Below are 21,362 nucleotides of genomic sequence, written 5' to 3'. Positions count from 1 at the left end.
TCAGCTATATCAAGACTACATGTCAACAGCGACTGCTCTTGTAAAAAAATTAGCCTTGGAGCAAAGACAGGATATCTTATGTGAAATCAATAGCCACATATTTGAGGCATTGCAACAGCAGCTTCCCCCACAATTAATCCATGACGCCATGCCTAGTCAGCTCCAAGAAATCTTAGATAAACTCGGGTTACCAGAGACTTTTATCAAGGAAATGATTTTGTCAACGTCCATTGCCCCGTCAATAGAATCTCCTCGTAAATCCCTATCCTTATTACGAGTACCTATCATGCTCACACAAGGGATCATAAACATGATTTATTATATCATCTATACCCTGATGCTCATCGCCGTATTTCTCATCGTGGCCAAGTTTATTGATCCTCAGGGAGTCGGATTCTTCTATGCGCCCAACAAGTTTTTCATATTCGGCAAACTTATTTTACAGCACGAAGAAGCCCTACGTTACGAACAATTGGGCAATTATTTCATTCCGGCCTTTCTATTTATCATCAGTGGACTTTACTATTCCTCCACGTTAATTTTGAAACTCAAAAAATCTATTCCCCATAAATTATGAAAAGAACCACAGTGTTATTGTTCCTCTTAGGAACCCTATCAAGCCCCATTCTCAAAGCCCAGGAATTCACACCTGTTCGCATGGATAGTCTCATGTCCGTCATGGACAAAAATAACGTCTGGATGGGCAGTATTGCGATCAGCAAAGGTGATCAATTGCTTTATCAAAAGACAATTGGATATGCCGATCTGGCGCAGAAAAAGAAAGCGACCATAGATACCCGTTATGGCATAGGCTCGATCTCCAAAACATTCACCGCAACACTTGTTCTAAAAACAGCTGAACTTGGAAAACTCCAATTAAATCAAACATTGTCCGTATACGTTAAGGGTATTCCCAACGCCGAAAAGATTACTGTTCGTCAATTGTTAAATCACAGCAGCGGAGTTCACAGCATCACGGACGACAAAGATTATTTGACATGGAACACTAAACCGCAAACAGAACAGGAACTTGTCGCACGCATCATCAAAGGCGGAGTTGAATTTGACCCCGGCAGCAAGCATGTATATAGTAATTCAAACTACATTCTACTTACTTATATTCTGGAAAAAGTATGGAAAAAAGACTATGCTTCTTTATTGAAAGAGTATATCTGCCAGCCACTAAAGTTGGAACAAACCACATTCGGCCGTCCACAAAATAACGGCAGTGATCTGAGCGAATCTTATCGGTATACACAAGAATGGACCCTTGAACCACACACGGACAACTCAGTTCCGCTTGGTGCTGGCGCAGTGTGGTCAACTCCGGCAGACTTGGCCAGATTTTTCAATGCATTATTTAGCCATAAAATCATCAATGCTGCAAGCCTGGAAGAGATGAAAAAAATAGATCAGGGCTATGGGATCGGCTTATTCCAATTGCCCTTCTATGAACATGTAGGCTTTGGCCACACAGGCGGTATAGACGGTTACTCTTCTGTCGCTGGCCATTTTGATGATGGCAATTATAATGTCGCTATCATTAGTAATGCCAACAATTATACTAATAATGAAATTTTAAAGTTCAGTCTGGGCGAGCTTTATAAAAAACCTTTTCCACTTCCTGATCTTGCGGAAATACAATTGACAGAGGAAGAAATTTCAAGTCTCATTGGCGAATATAAAAGCGAGCAACCTCCTATTCAGATAAATATTACGAGAGAGGGCAACAAGGTATTTGGACAGGTCGTTGGTCAATCTTCATTTCAGCTAAAAGCGAAGGATAGAAACACGCTGGTCCAACCGCAATTTGGTGTAAAGATCGTCTTTGAACGTAACGAAAACAAAATGACACTCTATCAAAATGGACATACACTCGTTTTAAGGAAATAAGGAGATACTGCCGTTAACTACCGCAACGATTCATGGCCCTTATTCGGCACTATCTGAAATTTTTCATTAGGTAGTTATGAAGTTATATCGACATCCTCCATGCGGACCGATGCCCTCGTCATCACGCAATATCGCTAAAAGAGCTGTGGCTGAACTAAAACCACTGCTCTTTCAACTAACGTGTCTTACAGTTTTTCTAAATAGAAATCATCACCATACACAGTACCGCTCAAGGGTTTATAGAAATAGACCGTAGCCGTAGTATTATTGGCGCCAGTTGTAAAAGTAACCGAAGCATTGGAATAGCTGGTCGTACCAATAGTCGCATTGACTGCAGTTCCACCAAAGTTTTTGACGCCGATACTAACTGACTGGCCAGCTGTAGACACTTTGGCGTAGCCACCGAACCGATAGGTCGTATTTGGCGTTAAACCGGTCAGGTATTGTTCAATGGATGTCTCCCCGCCCGTTTCGCGGATGCATCTGCTTCCTGTCCGGGCGTCGGTGGAAACGACCGATGATCCGCCACCCCATGTTGTCCATGGATAGATGGTACCACTTTCGAAATCGCCATTGCTAAATAAAGGTAGCTTATACACACGTACATAATCAACCTGCATACTAAAGGGCAGGTCAGCATTTGTGATCGCTCCTGGCCATCCAGCTCCACCGGCCTGATTTAAAATCAGATAAAAAGGTACGTCAAATGGCCATTGTTGCGTTCCGCCACCAGAAACCCTTGCGTAGGTATATTGCAATACATTGTTGACGTAAAATCGAATGTCGTTTGGACTCCAGATCATCGTATATAAGTTGTAATCTGTCGTATTATAAGTGGCCGCTTTTGAAGCGGTGCTTCCACCATTTGCATTAGTAACCGAGCTATTATGGATCGTATGATACATCACACTTTCGTTGTTGACATGCTCCATAATATCAATTTCACCACAGGCTGGCCAGCCTCCATACGCCGTAGCCGGTTCGGGCATCATCCAAATCGCAGGCCAGGAGCCTCTTCCTTGTGTAAACTTAGCCCTCACTTCAACTTTACCATAAGTCATACTAAATTTTCCCATCGACTTAACTCCACCCGCATGATAGGCAACAGGATCTCCGGCTACAACCGCATTATCCATACGCAATACAAGATTGCTCCCGTCTTGGGATGCATAAGCCGGCAGGGAGGTCATATACTTATTCCATGCGACAGTGCCCCTGTCTGCATAAGACCATTTTGTGGAATCAAATCCCCCGTTACTATTAAACTCATCCGACCAGATCAGTTCGTAATCTGTTGTCGCTACGGCAGTAGCATTGAATAGCTTAGTCGAGGCCTTCGCCTTACTGACTTCCGGAATCGAAGTTTTTGTTGTTGTCGAGTCTTTTTTGCAGGCAAAAATAGACAGGCTAGTTGCGATTAGGCTCAACACCAGCCAAAATTTGGTTTTTCTCATTTAGTTTTGGATTATTGGTTTTAATTAAGTTTATAGCGTTATTTGACAGCCTGTGGAGCAAGCTGCATTAGAAACGAAGATTCATTTTTTTCTTTCATTTCTTCCTTCCTGTTTTAACCAAAAGGAAGAAATGAAAGAAAATGTGTATTATTTCGATAACACGATGTGCCTGATTATTTAAAATTTACTGGCTGAAAGACAATTTTGCTGTAATTCTCTTTTTCAAATAGAACACCGAGTTTATTTTTATTTAAAAGTACTAAATCGGAATAAGCAGCATAATCCCCTTTCACACCTTCGGGAGCTTTGGCAACGACCTGATTGAAATACCATGTTTTGCCCTGATCTTTACTTAAACGAACGGTTAGATTGTCCCTTCTATGGGTTGATGCAGCATTACAAACAGCCAATACATATTTTCCTTTCTTTTGCCAGGAAAGTACCGAGCCCTGGTTGACTGGATCGGCCAGATTTTTATCATAATAGGTTGTATCCCAACTGACACCACCATCACTGGAATAGGACACAATCCTCGATTTTACGTTACCTTGTTGATTACGGGAATTCATATACAGTCCTGTATGCGATATTTGCGCGGCCATGGTTTCATTTGATCCTTCAAATTTCACGCTCGCCCCTATCTTGAAGGTCTTTCCATGATCGTCCGAGTAATACGAATGCGCAAAATAGTCCTTGCCATTTTCTTTTGGATTTCCTTCAGAATGGTTAGCAGGAATATAAATGCGTCCTTTATACTTACCAGAATCAAATTGTAAAGCATGCCCGGGTGTATTCGCATAGGTTCGCCAATCGTCCTTAAAGGTATATTGCGCATTTACTGACGGTTGATTGGGGCGATGTGTCTCGAGCGTAATATTCTGTGGCTTGGACCATGTTTTACCGCCATCGGATGAACTAATTGACCAACATTCCCGCAGGCCACTCCCTTTGCGCACTTCTCCCTCATGATTATTCCCCGTATTGTAAAAAAGTAAGAGACGTCCTTGAGGATATGCTGGATCCAATAGATCAACTACAGGTGCTGGATTTCCCACCTGTAAATTATCGTTGTCCACAGCGACTTGCAATGGCCCCCAGGTCTTTCCATTATCCTTACTGGTTTTATAAACAATATCCACATTACCAAAATCGCCAGCATGATCCACCCGACCTTCGGCAAAAGCAATTAACTGTCCATTTTTATCCTTTACAATGGCAGGTATACGATAGCTTTTATAGCCCTCTTCGCCTGAAACAAACACATTCACTTCCTGTGCGTGGCAGATACTGGCTAACATTGCAAATACCACCATTGTCCCTAATTTCTTCATATCGATATAAGTTTATTGTTACTTTTCTTTAAAAATTTCATCTGCATTCATGCATTTAGATATACGATTTACTGCTCCCTTTCAATCGGGAGACAGGTAAACATCCATTTCAGTGGATTTTGCCAGTCTTTCCCTTGTAATTTCCCCACGGGCAGTTTGACTACAATGGTATTCCAGCCCTTGCGCAATTGAATCATCGTAGGACTTCGGTAACTGTATCCCTCATCAATTAAGGGGACTTCCAAGTCTCCTTTTTTGCCCGCCTGTTGCCAATCTGGCGGAAGCACTTTATGTCCATTGACCCAAAGTGTGCTCATTCGATCGTCCCAGGTCCCCAAATGTGGTGAGTCACTGGCATACGAACGCGAGAGATCATTAAAACCGATCCAAAAACCTTGGTTGCCCCCTTTTTCACTCCACACTTTGCTCAGGGCATACACGGTACTATTTTCAAGTGGACGGTCAATCGCCCCTTTAACAACATCAGCCCACCAATGGCGCAATACAATGGTACCTCCGTAAAACTCGCCGATCTTTTTCAAAGCGTTAAAATCTCCTGCAGCTTCATTTTTTAAGGCCATACCCAGATCGCCTTTATTTTCCACAGGCCCGTATAATATCCATTTTTGCCTACTTTGTTGGTGGTAGGGAAAGATAAGACCATTAAAATACAGTTGTTTATGTGTAAGTAAACGCTTTTCAAATTCGACAAAATCAGCCAATCCTTTCACATCCGTTTTGATATTACTACGCCATGCAAAATCCCCTCCCCCTCGCCAGCTGCGCTCCGCAAATGTCAATAAAGCGGGGTAAACTCCATTTTGACGAAATAGATCGTTTTCATTCTTCACCGCGCGATCGGGCCATGAACATAGCGTCGCACCCATTAACTTTTCATTTTCTGAAGACTGTCCGCCCAACTGCCTATAGAACAAGGTCGTCACCGTTTCTAAAGGATCCATGTGATTGATGTACAAGTGCTTTGAATCAATGACTTCAAAAGGCGAATCATTGGTAATAGCTTTTGGGCCACGCATCCAAAGCTGCCGGATTGTGTTTGGTTGCAAATTGCCGCCGGGTTCCCAACCAATAGTTTTTAGACCCAAATCCTCCGTCCATGTTGTCATCATCGGTAAAAATTCTTGATTATGAATTTTCACCTCATCCCCCCCAATATGCAGATAAGGTAGTCCCGGATAAGTGTTTGCAAATTCCTTAACCAGTTCCTTGAGGATAGCTATGCCGCTATCGCTCTGCATATCAGTTTTAAAATAACGGCGAAATGCTGCTGAATGTCCCGGCATATCAATTTCGGGTACAAGTTGGATATGCCGATCACGACAATACCGAATTAGTTCTTGCATTTCCTCAACGGTATAATACTTTCCCTTCCAACGCTCCATATTCGTCGAGTCGGTCAAACCGGGATATTTTTTGCTGATCAGTCGCCAAGCAATATCCTCAGTGAAATGAAAGTGAAAAATATTCAGTTTATAGCGCGCCATGACATCGATCTGCTCTTTTAGCACATCCATTGACTGAAAATTTCGTCCGACGTCTACCAAGTAACCGCGCCAGCGAAAGGAAGGATAATCGGTAATGGAGCAATAGGGCAACTTGCCATCACTGCCTCTGAGTTGACCCAGAGTTTTTAAGGCATAAAAAACACCGGCACTCGTTCTGGCTTCGATCTGTATTCCCTGTTCATCTACGTCGATCCGATAAGCCTCCAATGATGCCGAAGGTAAAACCAATTCGTGATCACAAACAATGGTGATATTTTTATTCTTGAAGTTGTCGAAAATAACCTGAGTTACATTCCAATCTTTCAACAAGAGGCTTAACATCTGCCTATCAGCATTTTCAACCTCCCCTTTGATATGCACATGGACAAGATCCGGCAAACAATAACGCCCTGTTTTCCAGCTCACAGCATGGGGCATAGGAAGCAAAGGAGGTTTGATTGAATCCGGTAGACAGCATAAAGGACTGATTAAAATAAGAATAACCAGCAGACCGGATAGCAATGTACATGTAATGGACTTTTGGTGCTCCATAATCTTCTACTTAAGGGAATTAAATTCCTTTAAAGTTTGCATACAATACCATTCTTGGCGAGGGAGATGGAAAGGACCTTTAAACAAATTCCCTTTTGCGGTTTGGGCAATCTTCCCATCACGATGGAGGTAACCATACCACTCACCATTGATTTTATCGTGAAAATGATCATAGGCATACTGATTGATCTGCTGATGCCAATTTTTATATTTCTCATTCCCAGTCATCAGGTAAGCGAGTAATGTTGCGATAATCGTTTCATTCTGCGGCCACCAAAATTTCATATCTTGCCAATATTCTTGTACTGGCTTTCCATAGACATCTCGAAAATAGAGTATACCACCATATTCTTTATCCCAGCCCCGTTCCCACATATAATCCAACATACGACAGCCTAGGTCAATCAAATGCGGATCGTTTCCCCGGGATCTAGCTTCATGTAGGATAAACCAAGCTCCTTCGATAGCATGTCCGGGATTGAGTGTACGACCGTCAATATGATCGACAATTTCACCTTCAGGTCCTACTTGTTCCATCACGCAGCGAATATCGTCCTTAACAAAATCACGTTCAATCTGTGCGATACAATCACTGATGACACGATCACAACGCGGATCCCCAATGGTCTCACGAATCTGCTGTGCCGTATTGATCATAATCAACGGCACACCTATTCCCTTCATTGGCCTTGTGGCTTCATACTTTGGTTCGATCAATTTTTCTCCATTTGCATACGCGAGGCAAATTCCCAGCAGATGTCGTGCTTCATCTGCTATCTCCTCGTCTCCAGTCGCTTTTGCATAGGCTGCAAAGGCGATTGCCGCGAAAGTCTCCGAAAAGAAATAGCGACGCATACGAATAGGATCGCCTAGGCGGTCAACATGAAAATACATTTTTCCATTAGCGTCAAAACAATGCTCTTTCAAAAATTCATAGCCGATTCGGGCTCCTTCCAGCCATTCCTCTTTTTGTTCAACCGTATTGTAAAGTGTGGCCAGCAACCAGCATGCCCTTCCCTGTATCCATACGGCTTTATCGGTATCTATCAAAGTCCCATCCTGATCGCGCATGAACAAATATCCGCCATATTCATGGTCAATGGACCGGGGAAACCAAAATGGTACAGTGTCTTTTAAAAGCTGATCACGATAGAATACTTCCAAATCCTTCAAGTAATCCCTGTCTATTATTTTTGCGGTATCTTTTATACTTATCTGTTTCATGTGTTTTACTACTTACATCAATTCATTTCTATTTATTGAATCGTCAAAGCGAAAGTGGATACCGGTGTTCCAATTTCATTTTGAAGATTTGCTCTACTGAATGGTTCGAATCCATACAGGATTTTGGTGATTTGGAAATTCGGTTTAACGATCTCGATGGTATTATCTGATAGGATATTTGCGTTTACATTGAAAATCCGTCCTTTATTGTCCATCAGCTGAAACCCTCTTACCGCTGTATTTTCCTGAGTTTTTAATTTTTTACATTGATCAAATATCAATACCAGCTTATCCTCATGAAATGCACAACTGACCGGCTCAGGATGATCGGCATTCAGTTCAACGTTATAAAAGTGTTTCTGCACTAAATTTGCCAAGCGCTGGCCTACTGTAATCTTTTCACGGGGATGTACATCCAAAGAATCACCTACATCGAGCGTTACGGCCATGTATGTACCTTTAATACCCTTCTCCAATAAGCGTTGTGCGTTTCTAAAATCTCCCCATGAAGGCCTGTCTATACTGGAGAGCTGCGCGAAGAAAAAGGGCAGTTCTTGGTGAAAATTCTTCCGCCAGGAAGAAACCAATGTTTTAAAAAGACGTTCGTAAAGTTCTATATTATGCGCATTGCTTTCACCTTGATACCACAGTATTCCTTTCAACCCGGTGTTTAACCATTTGCTGACGCCAGCTTCAAAATTGTAAGCTGGTTGATACGGATGACGTTGATTTTTCACGTTCGAACCAGCGAGATTCTGACCCGCACGTTCCCGACAGAACTCCTGCACAAAATCAGATTTTTGCCAGTTATGAATATAAGAAGCCAGCAAATCATCGTTTTCCAATGATTTACGGTCAATCCACGATTCGGTATTGGATCCACCGACAGACAGATCAATAATGCCAATAGGAATATGTTGCTCATTGGCAATCTGTTCGGCAAATGAATAAGCAACTGCAGAGAACTGTGCTGCTTCATCTTCAGCCGCTTGCCTCCAGCTGCCGTTGAAATAGGCCAAATCGTTTACTTCCCTTAAGGTTACGGTATCCCATGCAACTGCATTGGTCTCCACAAGGTTGCGGCACTTAAAAAGGCGCAGATTGTGTAGTCTACCGGCATTTCTGATCAACGGATCGCTGTTTGCGGCACGGCGAAGTTGAAAAGCCATATTCGATTGTCCCGAAGCGAGATATACATCGCCAAAAAGAATATTTTTCAACACTATTTTCTCTCTGCCGGAACTTACTTCGATGTCATAAGATCCCCCAGCCTCCATTTTGGGCAACTTGATTTCCCAGGAACCATCAGGATTGACCTTAGTCTTATAGCTTTTCTTATTGAAAACAATGTTGATCTCAGCGGCAGCAGTGCCCTTACCAAAGATGCTATTCTCCCAATTACGCTGGAGCACCATATCCGAACCGATGGTTTCGGCCACTTGTAGTTTTTGGCTAAGAGGTACCAGTGCATTAGCCACCTGTCTCGCAATCATTGTTGCTCCTTGCTTATTTGGATGCAAGTAGTCGTCGAAAAGATCTATTCGATACCGAAGCGGGGTGTTGAGATCAATCAGTCCGACTTGATTATTTTGAGCAATCTGAGGAATCAATTCCTGAATCTGGTTGTACCAATCGCGGGTTCCTGAGAGAAAACGCGGATGACCGCTAAAGATAGGCGTCAATCGACAGATGTAAATTTGCATTTTGGGATTAACGGATCGTATGGAATCAATCAAATCCGCGTAATCTGATGCAAAGGAGTATTTATAATTTGGCCAGTTTCTCGGATCGGTATCATTGAGTCCCAAATGTATAATGGCAACATCGGGTTTAAAATCCAAGGCCTTCTTGTATTCCTCTGTTTTAAAATAAGGTCTATGCCCCTTACGTAAAAGAGTGGCTCCTGAATGGCCAAAATTCCGTACTTCAAACCGCTGGCCCAACAATGACTGAAGCTGCCCTGGATAAGAATCCAGCCTAGGATTGCCGAGGCCATAACCAAAGGTTACGGAGTTACCAATACAAGCTACCTTTGTCCGGGGCTGTCCCAAGGAAATTAAGATGGAAAGGATCAAACAAAAAAGTAGGCCTCCTTTTTTTGAAATACTGATAAGCATTATGTGGATGAAGGGTTTCATATTCATGATCTATTCATTCAGGATATAGCTGCGGTTACTTTTCCAGTGTTTTCGGTTTAAGAAATACGATTTGCAAGAGAAGTGCTAACAGTACCGCAGCCCCCAATAATGCAAAGCCTAACCCAAAATGGCCTTCATCCTTAAATCTTCCCAGCCATTGTGTGATGACAGCTCCAGCAAATACACCTACCATATTCATAAAGCCATAAGCGGTTGCCCGCAAATTTTTGGGAACAACCTGACAAAGAATAGGCATATTGTTGGCATCGAAAATACCAAAGCCAATTCCAAAACAGACTGCCGCCCCCACAACTGCAGGTAAGGTCTGACTTAACCCTAAAAACAATAAAGCCGGTATAGTCAGTCCAAGGCCAATGGCACTGGTATAGATGCGACCGCGGATATGTTTTTGCACCCATCGGTCACTGAGTATTCCGCCGACGATAACCCCGATAAAGGATGAGATCGCAATTGTAATTGTCGACAATGGACCTGCACTGGCCATTGGAATATTTAGGCTATCTGCAAACAATGTTGGCAGCCAATTTTTGATGGCCCAACCCGGTAAGCTTGGAGCGGCGAAATAAAACAATAGAATCCAGAATGCTACATTGGAAAATAGCAGCAGTAAGCTTTTAGAGAGGGGTAATTGATCTTCTGAAGTACGCTCATCAGTTGACGGTTCGTGCTTCTTCTCCAGGAGCAAGACTGCAAGTAGGAGGGCATAACATATTCCGATAATTCCAAACCAATGAAAAGCGGTATGCCATCCTTTTGAAGCGGCTAATGTTGCACCAAAACCGCCCAAAGCCTGCCCCGTATAGAGTCCTGTCATATGTAGCCCAATGGCCAGCGATCGATTTTTTCCAGTATGGTAATCGGCGATCAAGGAAAGGGCTGTCGGGATATACAGCGCTTCACTAAACCCCATAATAGCCCGTAGTACCAATAGTGTTGTGTAATCGTGCGCCATCCCCATACCATAAGTTACCGCTGACCAAACAAAAAGACTGCCTACGATCAGCCATTTTCTATTGCTACGATCGGCAACGATACCCGCTATCGGACTCATAAGACCATAGATGTAAAGAAACACGGCCATCAATACACCAAAAGTCTCAGCACGCTGCAATTGTGGAATATCGACCTGCATGGCTTCGCGCATAGTTGATAGCATCTGCCGGTCCATATAATTCAGCAGGGCTACCCCCCAAAGGAGTGCTACAACGAGCCACGGGTAAAAAGATTTATGTCGTAAAGAAGAGATCATCTTAAGCTTTATCAGGGTTATATGAATTTTTTATATCTTATTTTTTCAATCCTATTTATTAGAAAATGTTGCTACTAAAATCTCAGGAGTACGAACGCCTGCCTTAATTTCGCCGCTAGGCAAAATGATCATGTCGTCCCAGACCACCGCTGTCGTGGTCACCGGCCCATCCGATGGCAGATCCGCCATCCGGCTCCATTTTTTAAGATTCAAATCATAGCGCCATATTGCTCTACCGAAACCAGGATGATTGATTTGCAATTTGTTTTTAGCATCAATAAGTTGCTGTCTCTTCGATGGATTCGCTTCCTTTTTAGCGTCAAAGATCAACGATTCCACCCGATGGAAGGTATCACCCCGATCTGCGCTCAGCAACCATATTCCTTGGTCGGGTAATAAACATGCGGTTCCTGCCGCAGCAGGAAAAGGAATGTCTGCCTGTTTAGACCAGGTACGACCATCATCGGTAGAGCACCATAATTCATGGTATAACGTTGAAGGGCTCTCAGGATGAGCCTTTCTTCCACCCAGTAGATAAAGATTATTTTGGCTATCAGACAACAATTGTACATGGGAGACGGCATAGGGTAATTTTCCCACACAGCCCCATCCTTTTTCAAGATGCGCCAGATCCAATTGCAACACTTGGTCCGATACCGTATCCTGCTTTTCACCACCGACGATGACGAGTTTATTCCCATAAACTACCGCTCCCATATTGGCAAGCGGAAATGGGAGATCCGGAAAGTCTGACACCGAAATTTTCTTGTTAGAGCCATCGTATTTAATTAGTCTACAAGCAGCTGTTTTTCCTTCAGGAGTCTCTCCACCGATAACCAGCAATCCATCGGGTAGACTCAGGCTGGCAGCGTATGCAACCGCCATAGAAAGACTATCCTGCGCTGCTAAGCGTAGTCTTACCCCTTCTTTTCTGTAAATAAATACTTCTTTTTGGATCTCTTTCGCACCGCCTTCCCAGGGTGGTAAATGCGGGAAATTCGCTCCACCGGCAATCAGAAGACAATCGCCTGTGACACCAGCTATTGGTCCTGCCAAACCAATATGCGCCTTTCCATCTTGCATAGCCGGCAACGTAATGCCTTTATGCCATTCCAATTGACCGACTTGTGCATCAACAGCTCCTGTAAACAGTATTCCCACGATAACTCCCATCCAATGTTGTTTTGTCATATCTATTTATTGTTGAACATACTCGCCAAGCTATTCTTAGTTATCTCCTGAGGGAAACACGTTAGCCCACAAGAACAAGTGAGCTAACTTAATGTGCGCAAAAACCCTGAAAGCCAACTTTCACCGCATCTTCCGTAAACAGTTCAAACTGCTCAACAGACATATTTTTCACGGGCAGTCTAAATGCTCCGCAGTCAAGCCCAATTAATTTCATATACGCTTTCCCTACTGAAATACCACCATACTTCCCTAACAACGTGATCATATCGATAGATTGCTGCTGCAAAGCATTAGCTTTTTCAAGCTCTCCCTTATCATAAGCCTCCATAAGTGCAAGGTATAAAGGTGCTGCGTAGTTATAGGTACTTCCGACCGCTCCTTTGTTACCTAATACCAAAGCGGACAGCATATTCTCATCTCTTCCCCATAACATATCATACTTGCGATCTGCATAATTCATACAGCTTAGAAAATCCATAAAATCTTCGTGTGTATATTTGATTCCCTTAAAATTGGGTATCACCCCATCAATCTGCTTCAACAGGTCGATCATCTGGAAATTTCCGCCGGTCAATACAGGAATATGATAATAATAGAAAGCCGTATTCGGTGCCGCACGTGCAATTTCCACACAACATTTTGCCAATTGATCCACATTAGCAGGTTTGAAATAAGATGGTGCAGTAAATGACACGACATCGACCCCCGCTTGCTCGGCCAGCCTAGCCAATTGTTGGCATTCTTTGATATTTGTTCCGCCCAGAAGCATCATGAGTGTAAATGCATCATCCTCTTTTGTCAATCTGGCCCAAGCTGTCATCACTGCAACTTTTTCCTCAAAAGTCAACGACACCCCTTCTCCGGTAGAGCCACAAATAAAGGCTCCCGTGACGCGGTTGCGCTTTAACATCGCATAGTATTGCGGAATCAGCTCAAGATTCAATTCTCCGTTTTCATCGAAAGGAGTAAATGGCGCTGCAATTAATCCTGAGATTTTTTGATTTAGCATATGGTATTTTATATAAAAAGTTAACAATATCCTGTCTCAGACCTTCGCGTGGGATTGAGACAGGATATTCGTTTTTAGGTTCCCTTATAACCTGGATTTTGCTGATCATTTAATTTGGGATCTACAGTAAGTGTCCCCAAGTCTATTGGCCATAAGATTTTATGTTTCTGACCATCAATATTGTTCAATACGCCGACTAAGTTCAAATCTTTACGAAACACCAATGGTTTTCCAGCAGAATCCTGCATGCGTCGCAAATCGAACCATCGCTTGCCCTCGGACACAAATTCCTTTGTACGTTCATAGAAGATCGCTAATTCGTTTGCCTCAAAACTGCTATTTATAAACAAAGGTGCTTTTCCAGCGTATGCCCGATTACGTACAGCCATGATTTCAGCAGTTGGATCCTCTCCCAATTTATTCTTAATTTCCGCCAACAATAAATAGGCCTCCGATAGACGATAAACAGGATAATCATCAGAATAGTTACGAACGCCGTCTATCAAAGTTCCCAAGAATTTTCTAAATACTATAGCAGATGTATTTCCTTTATTAAAATTAAGGAATGTTGCATTTGCCCTCGTATCAGCCTTTTCATATAATCTGTAGAGGTCCATTTTATACTCGTAACGGATCAAACCCGTGGATCCAGCCTGAAGAGGATCTTTTGGAATTGCCTGCCCATTATCATCTACATAGCCTGTGATATCATCACTTGCCGCATAAATGAAATTACTGAAAAATGAAGTCGCTTCTCCATTTAGGTAACGAAGTACAAAGATCATTTCAGCATTACCTTTCATCGCTGGTACACTGGCAGATTTAAAGGCCTCTGCAAAATTGCTGACAAGCGTATATTTAGGAATTACTTCTTCTATAGCGGCTTTTGCAAGTTTTAATTCCGCAAGACTATTCTCTGGGGCCTTTCCATCCACATCAACTTTGGCCGACCATAAATATACCTCCGTTTTTAACATTTTTGTTGCCGCCAAAGACCATTGTGCTTTTTGATTTTTAGTCTCGTAGTTTCCTGAAAACGATTTTTCCGATTTATCAACTTCCGATTTGATAAAGTCTAAGGTTTCTTTTTCCGTTTCTGTTCGCGCCTTATATGCTTCTTCTGCCGAGGTCGGGGTATTAATTGCTGCTTGTGGTTCTGTCACCAAAGGCACCCGGCCATAAGTTCTAAACAAATAGAAATAATAAAAAGCACGCAGTCCGTAGGCTTGCCCCAAATAGTAGCCCTTTTGCAGATCTGTCAAATAATCGGCTTTCTCAACCTGATAAATAAAATTGTTTACCTGAAAAATTGGCGCGTACAATCCAGCCCAGCCCGATATGCCAGGAGAACTTTCACGAATATCCTGTGTAATTATCCCTGCTGAGTTCAATGATGCTGTTCCTGTAAAACTGGTACCATCTCTTAAGGTTCCCCCACGCAGTTCACCCAAATTCCATAAGTTTTGCTGTTGTCCACGTAACTGGGTGTGGAGTCCCAACATAGCACCAGCAACCTGCTCGTTGCTTTTCCAGAAACTGCCGCTGGCAAAGTAATCCTCGGGACTAAGGTCTAAGTCAATTTCTTTGCAAGAAGAAAACAGAAAAACTGCAAGACCTATATATATAAATATCTTTTTCATAATTTGGAATTAAAATGTTAATTGAAGCCCAAGTATAAATGTTTTAGGAAGAGGGTATCCGCCTCCATTTTGTCCCACACTTCCACTTTCAGGGGAGAACAATGTATTTTTTGACCAATAGTGTAAATTTTGGCCTGTGGCGGAGATGCTTAAATCTTCCATTTTTAATCGGTTAGCAATGGATTTAGGCAAGCGATAAGAGACATTAATCTCTCTAAATGCCAGATAATTTCCTTTATTATAAAACATACTACTTTCCCGACTCGTATTATTTTTAAATAATTGATCTGCCCAATAATAAGTCGGATATTTTGCATTTGGATTTTCAGGTGTCCATGTATCAAATACACTTGTTGTCGTATTGAATGTTCCCTGCATCATTCCAAGAAACCAGGCTCTCGGTCCGTCATAAGCAACATAGCCCAATGCGTAATCAAAACGGGTACTCAAGTTAATATTCTTCCAGCGCAAAGCTGCACCAAATCCGCCCGTCCATCTCGGCACTGTATTTCCCATATACACCCTATCATAAGAATTGATTATACCATCTCCGTTTACATCCTTCCACATAACATCGCCTAAAGCTAATGGATAGTATAAATTCTTCTCACTACTGGACAACGCATTATAGACATCCGGATGTACCAATGTACGTGCACCGATCAGATCCTTCAATTGCAAGGCATAGCTATCCAACTGTTCTTTTGTCCGAATGATCCCGATGGCTTCATAAGCATAAGCAACATTCGGGTCTTGCCCCTCCTGATTGCCTCCTACCCAAATGAGTTCTTTGGATTTTGGATCATAAACCTGTAAACCGCCTTGTCTGTTATTTTCAACGCCATTAAAAGGCAATTTTAAGATCTTGTTCTTATTATACGCCGTATTCCAATTAAAGCTTAGATCCCAATCTTTCCTTCTCAGCATTTGATAATTCACCCCAATTTCGACTCCCTGATTCTGCATATCACCATTGTTGGTCGTAATTGTAGTAAAACCGGCTGAAGCTGGTAATGATAAACTTGCAATCTTATCTTTAGTCGTCCGATGATAATAGGCAAGACTCAAATCAATCTTATTTAAGATTCTGGATTCAAGTCCGACTTCTTTTGTAATCAAACTCTCCCATTTGAGGTTTGGAATTGAAAGCGTGGACATGGTGTACCCCACTTGCCCATCATACTTGTTTGTGCCATATGAACCTTGAAGTGTATAAGATCCGATTCCACTGACATTACCGTTCCCTCCATAACTAGCGCGTAATTTTAACGTATTTACGACTTTATCAGTGCCTAAATAATCCTTCAGGAAATCTTCACGGTGTAGAGCCCAACCGACTGAAACTCCAGGAAAGGTTCCCCATCGATTATTTAGTAATGTCGAATAACCATCTCTACGTGCAGTCAATGTCAAAAGGTATTTTTCTTTATAGTCATAGTTTACTCGTCCAAAATAGGACATGATACGTTGTCGATCATGGTATGAATCGATACTTCTTTTATTGGCCTCTGGACTCGTTAATCCAAGATCCATAAAGTCGTCTGTTGGAGCTCCACTTCCCGCAGCTGTAAATCCATTGTTATACGTATCAAAAAATTCCGACCCCAACATCGCGTCAATATGATGCGAACTCGCGATTTCAGTTCTGTAATTTAAGACTGCGTTATAGGTTTGATTATATATTTTATCATAGGAAGCCGAGGAATTTCTTGTGCGAACATAATTTCCTGGGCTGGCTATATAATCCTTATTAAAGGACTCCGAAGTAGACTGGTTAAAAAACCAGTTTCCACTGACGCGTAAGCTAAGATTCTCCAAAAAATTAATTGTAAAAGCTTGGGTAAGCGTAAGCTTCTGATTTAGATTTTTACGAATGAACTTATCATCATTTACCAGAGGGTTCCCATCTTGATAATCACGACCAACGAGCAGATCTCCATTGGCATTTGTACCACGCATTGTTGGAGGGGCCCCCAGTGCCCGCGTCATATAGTTTCCTTCTCCGTTAATAGCGTCACGCCATTTCGTATACGCGAAATTCACCCCTGACAATGAATGTAGCCAAGGTTTAACTTTATATTCGCCATTTAACACAAAAGTTGTACGATCATAAAAAGTATTGATTGGCATCCCTTTCTCGTTATACTTCCCCACACTTCCATAATATTTACCTTTATCGTTCCCACCTTGTAATGCGATATTATAATCTTGCGTCAAACTAGCATCACGAAGTGCATATTTAGCATAATCAAAATCTTTAAAAATTAGTTCTTTTCCAGTCACAGGATCAATCATGGTCTGCCATCCCTGTTGCAACAATTCACGATTGGTATCATCGAGCAACATGGTACTCCACACGGCATTGCTGGTAAGATTACCATCTAGGATATTTCCTTTATCATCCTTATATTTATTCCCCGTACCAAAGGGGCCCACACTCGTTAATTGATTCAATTGGGACGGTTGATATTGCCCAGATACCTGAACACCTTTTCTACTCCAGTTTAAGTAATCTTTGGCACTTAGGAAATCAAAAGGGTTGTTCAATTTATTAACACCAACTTTAGACGACAATGTAATATTGGAAACACCTTCTTTTCCCCTTTTTGTGGTTATCAATATCACACCGTTTGCAGCCCTAGCACCATAAATTGCTGTAGCAGAAGCATCTTTTAAGACATCTATCGATTCAATGTCATTTTGATTAATGTCATTAAATCCATTTCTAATCAAGCCGTCAACAATAACCAATGGCGTGCCACCGCCGCCATACGTAGTCCCACCTCGAAGCACAACCGTGGGTACAGCTCCCGGTCTTCCTGAAGTTTGCTGCACTCGAATACCCGGTATCGTACCCGCTAAAGCAGAAGCTGGGTTCGAGCGAACTCCAGTTTCAAGCACTTTTTTATCCAAGCTGCTTACAGACCCCGTTAAATTCGACTTCTTCATTTTTCCATACCCGACCACCACGACTTCATCCATTTGCTCAACCTTGGACTCGAGTTTGATATCCAATTGATTTAATTGCCCAACTTTCACTTCATATGGTCTATACCCCGTAGACGTGATAATTAATACGGTATTGGGATTCGTGCTGATCGAGAATGTTCCATCAGCGTTTGTCTGCAAAGATTGGCTGGACCCTTTGACTTTTACAGTAACATTGCCAAGCAATTCCCCTGTCTTTGCATCGGTAATTTTACCCCGCACGGCATGGTCTTGTGCTTGCGCTAAGAGCATGTTGCCCATCAAAATAGACAGGCTGAGGAGGGTTCGTAATTTTAGGTTTGAATACATATTGGTTTGTATTAAGTATTACATATATGCAAATATATAAATTACAAAATGTAAAAAACAAATTTTAATTAAATTATGTATAACATATTAATCACATTTATTAATTATCTTTGCCTTAACGCGCCTAATGCGCTATTATGTAATATATATGGAACCGAATTCTTCGTTCATAGAACATCTGAATACAATTGATACTTCTTCTCTTGTAGATCGTGCCGAAAAAGAAATCATCAATCTTTTTGTCAATCAAGGCTTAAAGGTTGGAGATGCTTTACCTAAGGAAATTGAGCTGGCAGAAACCCTTGGCGTAAGTCGTACGGTGGTTCGCGAAGCCATGTTGCGGTTGCGTATGGTCGGATTGATCGAGTCCAAAAAACATCGCGGAGCTGTTTTAACGAGTCCAGATCTTATAAAACCCCTACGCAAATCACTTTATCCGACCATTATGGAAAACAAGACCTTACAGGATCTTTTTGAAATGCGTATGGTTCTGGAGATAGGTATGGCGGATATTCTCTTTGAACATATACAAGAAAAGGACATGGAGGAATTGGAAGCGATCGTTGCAAAAGAACCTATAGATGCAGATAATACTATTTTCGACATTGAAACTGAAATTGCCTTCCATGGTAAGCTTTACGAAATAACTGGAAATACGATTCTCAAAGACTTTCAGAACATGCTTTTACCTGTTTTTCAGTATGTGCACAGCAGTGGCTTACTGACCAGTCCCAGCTCATCGAAAAGCTTTATCTCACACCGAGGCCTAGTAGATATATTGAAGGTGGGCAATGCTGAGGTGTTTCGAAATGCCATGCGCAAGCATCTTGATAATCATTATCAGCGCCTTTTTTTATATAAGAAATCTATTGGATAATCTGTTTAACAGGATTGATTCACTTTACGATAGAAAGGCCCGATTATATGATTGGGCTTTAAGCATCTACTAAAGCGAAGAGTATACACTTAATATTGCCTTAAATCCCATAATTGTCCTATAAAAAAGATCTGATCTATCCTTTATTCTCATTGTAATTCGAATCAAAAATACAGCGGCAATGATATGAAAAAGTAAATTCACTCACTTAATTATTTTATGTAATACATAATAATCATTATCTTAGTCAGCATGATAATGCTTCGCTAACGCTATACTATTTCAAATCGCATAGCTTAAAAAAGCTTGATTCATTCAATTTAAACCGAAAACACAATGAAACTCAGGATCTTTTTATTTGCTGTACTCGCAACATTTCTGCATAAAAATACATTTGCACAAAAAAAGCCTAATATCATTATCATTATTTCCGATGATCATGCCTATCAGGCAATAGGCGCCTATGGTTCGAAATACGGAAAAACACCACAGATAGATCGCATCGCTGCTCAGGGTGCTCTATTTAAAAATGCGTTTGTAAACAATTCCATCTGCGGACCATCCCGGGCTACATTATTGACGGGCAAGTACAGCCATAAAAATGGATTCAAAGACAATGAAACTTCTGAATTCGACTTTAGCCAAGATCTTTTTGTGAAACAGCTCCAAAACGTAGGTTACAATACCGCTTGGGTGGGTAAAATTCACTTAGGAGACAAACTGCAAGGTTTCAACTATTATGACATTCTTGTTGGGCAGGGAACCTATTTTAATCCAGATTTTATCAGCAAAGAGGGCCGCAAACGCACTGAAGGGTATGTATCCGATATCGTAACCGAAAAAGCAATTGATTGGTTAGATACCGTAGATGCTGAGAAGCCCTTTTGTCTAGTCATCGGTCACAAAGCTACACACCGTACCTGGATGCCGGATCCAAAGGACTTTGGGAGCTATGATGCTGTAAATTTCACCTTACCCGCTACTTTCTACGACAATTACCAAAGTAGGCCGGCAGCTGCATTGCAGGAAATGTCCATTGACAAGGACATGAAAATGGGCTACGATCTCAAAATGTTCAATTCGTTGGAAGACATGATGGCCGACGGTAACTTCAAGCGGATGAACCAAACTCAAAAGGACAGCTATATCGCCTATTACCGTCCTATTTATGAACAATTGAAACAGGGTAATTTGACAGGAAAACAGCTCGCTGAATGGAAATTTAGACGATATATGATTGATTATCTCAATACTGCCCAATCCATGGACCGCAACATCGGGAAAGTATTGGATTATTTAGATCGAAAATCCCTCGCTGAAAATACAATTGTAATCTATCTTTCAGACCAAGGTTTTTATATGGGTGAACATGGCTGGTTCGATAAACGTTGGATGTATGAGGAGTCTTTTCGTACACCAATGATCATGCGGTACCCAGCCCTGTTACACCCAAACTCAACTATAAATGCTAAAATTGTCAACGCTGATATCGCTCCCACGCTATTGGAATTAGCTGCTATCCAAAAACCGAAAGACATGCAAGGTGAATCTTTTGTTCATGTTCTGAAAAATAACAGCGAGGAACATCGGAAAGATCTGTTCTATCATTATTTTGAAAATGGCGAACATGCCGTGAGCCCCCACTTTGGTGTTCGTGATGATCGGTATAAATTGATCCGCTATTATAAACGGATCGAAAATTGGGAACTCTTTGACCTTCAGAAGGATCCCAATGAACTCCATAATATCTACAAGGATCCTACCTATCGAAGCGTCGTCAAACGGATGAAAAAGAAACTTCTCACGCAAATGCGCCAATTTGATGACAAAGAAGCAGAAGCAATTTACAAAATCAACATCGACCAATAATGCCATGAGGGTATCCGATCTACTGGATACCCTCATTTTAATACTATACCCTTCTTCAAATTGCTTATCGAAATGCTAGCTATATCGTGAAGCACAATATAATCATCGCAAA

14 protein-coding genes are annotated in these 21,362 nt (G+C 41.8%); 4 read left to right on the top strand and 10 right to left on the bottom strand.

All coding sequences use genetic code 11. From position 1 onward, the window contains the following. The first annotated feature begins 19 nt into the window (after nt 1-19). Both B3297_RS10515 and B3297_RS10510 read left to right on the top strand, forming a co-directional pair. On the top strand, nt 20-577 hold the full coding sequence (locus B3297_RS10515; protein WP_147282057.1) for a hypothetical protein: 558 nt from the start codon (nt 20-22) through the stop codon (nt 575-577). Beyond that, nucleotides 574-1,893 carry a serine hydrolase domain-containing protein gene (locus B3297_RS10510; RefSeq protein WP_115049678.1) on the top strand — a complete coding sequence of 440 codons (1,320 nt, stop codon included), beginning with the start codon at nt 574-576 and terminating at the stop codon, nt 1,891-1,893. Before B3297_RS10515 ends, B3297_RS10510 begins: the two co-directional genes overlap by 4 nt. A 185-nt stretch (nt 1,894-2,078) precedes the next feature. Here B3297_RS10510 and B3297_RS10505 read toward each other — a convergent pair whose 3' ends face one another. The 10 genes from B3297_RS10505 to B3297_RS10460 all read right to left on the bottom strand — a co-directional run bounded on the left by B3297_RS10505 (nt 2,079) and on the right by B3297_RS10460 (nt 18,504). Further along, nucleotides 2,079-3,347, bottom strand: a complete 1,269-nt coding sequence (locus tag B3297_RS10505; RefSeq protein WP_070564865.1) for a family 16 glycosylhydrolase — start codon at nt 3,345-3,347, stop codon at nt 2,079-2,081. Between the two features lie 173 nt (nt 3,348-3,520). Then, entirely contained in the window at nt 3,521-4,678 is a 1,158-nt protein-coding gene (locus tag B3297_RS10500) for a sialidase family protein (protein ID WP_115049676.1), read from the bottom strand. Between the two features lie 68 nt (nt 4,679-4,746). Then, entirely contained in the window at nt 4,747-6,735 is a 1,989-nt protein-coding gene (locus B3297_RS10495) for a family 20 glycosylhydrolase (protein ID WP_286778905.1), read from the bottom strand. A 6-nt stretch (nt 6,736-6,741) separates the two neighbouring features. Then, a complete protein-coding gene (locus B3297_RS10490; protein WP_115049672.1) occupies nt 6,742-7,959 on the bottom strand; it encodes an AGE family epimerase/isomerase in 1,218 nt (405 codons plus the stop codon). 32 nt (nt 7,960-7,991) lie between these two features. Beyond that, nucleotides 7,992-10,103: a GDSL-type esterase/lipase family protein gene (locus B3297_RS10485; RefSeq protein ID WP_115049670.1), complete on the bottom strand. Its 2,112-nt coding sequence runs from the start codon at nt 10,101-10,103 to the stop codon at nt 7,992-7,994. 28 nt (nt 10,104-10,131) lie between these two features. Continuing rightward, complete coding sequence (locus B3297_RS10480; protein WP_115049668.1) at nt 10,132-11,367, bottom strand: MFS transporter; 1,236 nt, start codon at nt 11,365-11,367, stop codon at nt 10,132-10,134. Between the two features lie 51 nt (nt 11,368-11,418). Next, on the bottom strand, nt 11,419-12,558 hold the full coding sequence (locus B3297_RS10475) for a hypothetical protein (RefSeq protein ID WP_147282056.1): 1,140 nt from the start codon (nt 12,556-12,558) through the stop codon (nt 11,419-11,421). An 88-nt stretch (nt 12,559-12,646) separates the two neighbouring features. Then, the gene (locus tag B3297_RS10470) at nt 12,647-13,567 is read right to left on the bottom strand and encodes a dihydrodipicolinate synthase family protein (protein WP_115049664.1); all 921 of its coding nucleotides are present in this window, start codon (nt 13,565-13,567) and stop codon (nt 12,647-12,649) included. Nucleotides 13,568-13,641: 74 nt separating this feature from the next. Next, entirely contained in the window at nt 13,642-15,207 is a 1,566-nt protein-coding gene (locus B3297_RS10465; protein WP_115049662.1) for a RagB/SusD family nutrient uptake outer membrane protein, read from the bottom strand. 9 nt (nt 15,208-15,216) lie between these two features. Continuing rightward, a complete protein-coding gene (locus tag B3297_RS10460; protein WP_070564845.1) occupies nt 15,217-18,504 on the bottom strand; it encodes a SusC/RagA family TonB-linked outer membrane protein in 3,288 nt (1,095 codons plus the stop codon). 148 nt (nt 18,505-18,652) lie between these two features. Between B3297_RS10460 and B3297_RS10455 the strand changes: the two genes are divergently transcribed. Both B3297_RS10455 and B3297_RS10450 read left to right on the top strand, forming a co-directional pair. Further along, complete coding sequence (locus B3297_RS10455) at nt 18,653-19,381, top strand: FadR/GntR family transcriptional regulator (protein WP_070564842.1); 729 nt, start codon at nt 18,653-18,655, stop codon at nt 19,379-19,381. A 336-nt stretch (nt 19,382-19,717) separates the two neighbouring features. After that, nucleotides 19,718-21,250, top strand: coding sequence for a sulfatase family protein (locus B3297_RS10450; protein ID WP_286778904.1), 1,533 nt, complete (start codon nt 19,718-19,720; stop codon nt 21,248-21,250). The last annotated feature ends 112 nt before the right edge of the window (nt 21,251-21,362 follow it).

Origin of the sequence: Sphingobacterium sp. UBA3519 (assembly GCF_002377215.1) — a bacterium.
Classification (GTDB): domain Bacteria; phylum Bacteroidota; class Bacteroidia; order Sphingobacteriales; family Sphingobacteriaceae; genus Sphingobacterium; species Sphingobacterium multivorum.
This window is presented reverse-complemented; position numbering and strand designations above follow the sequence as displayed.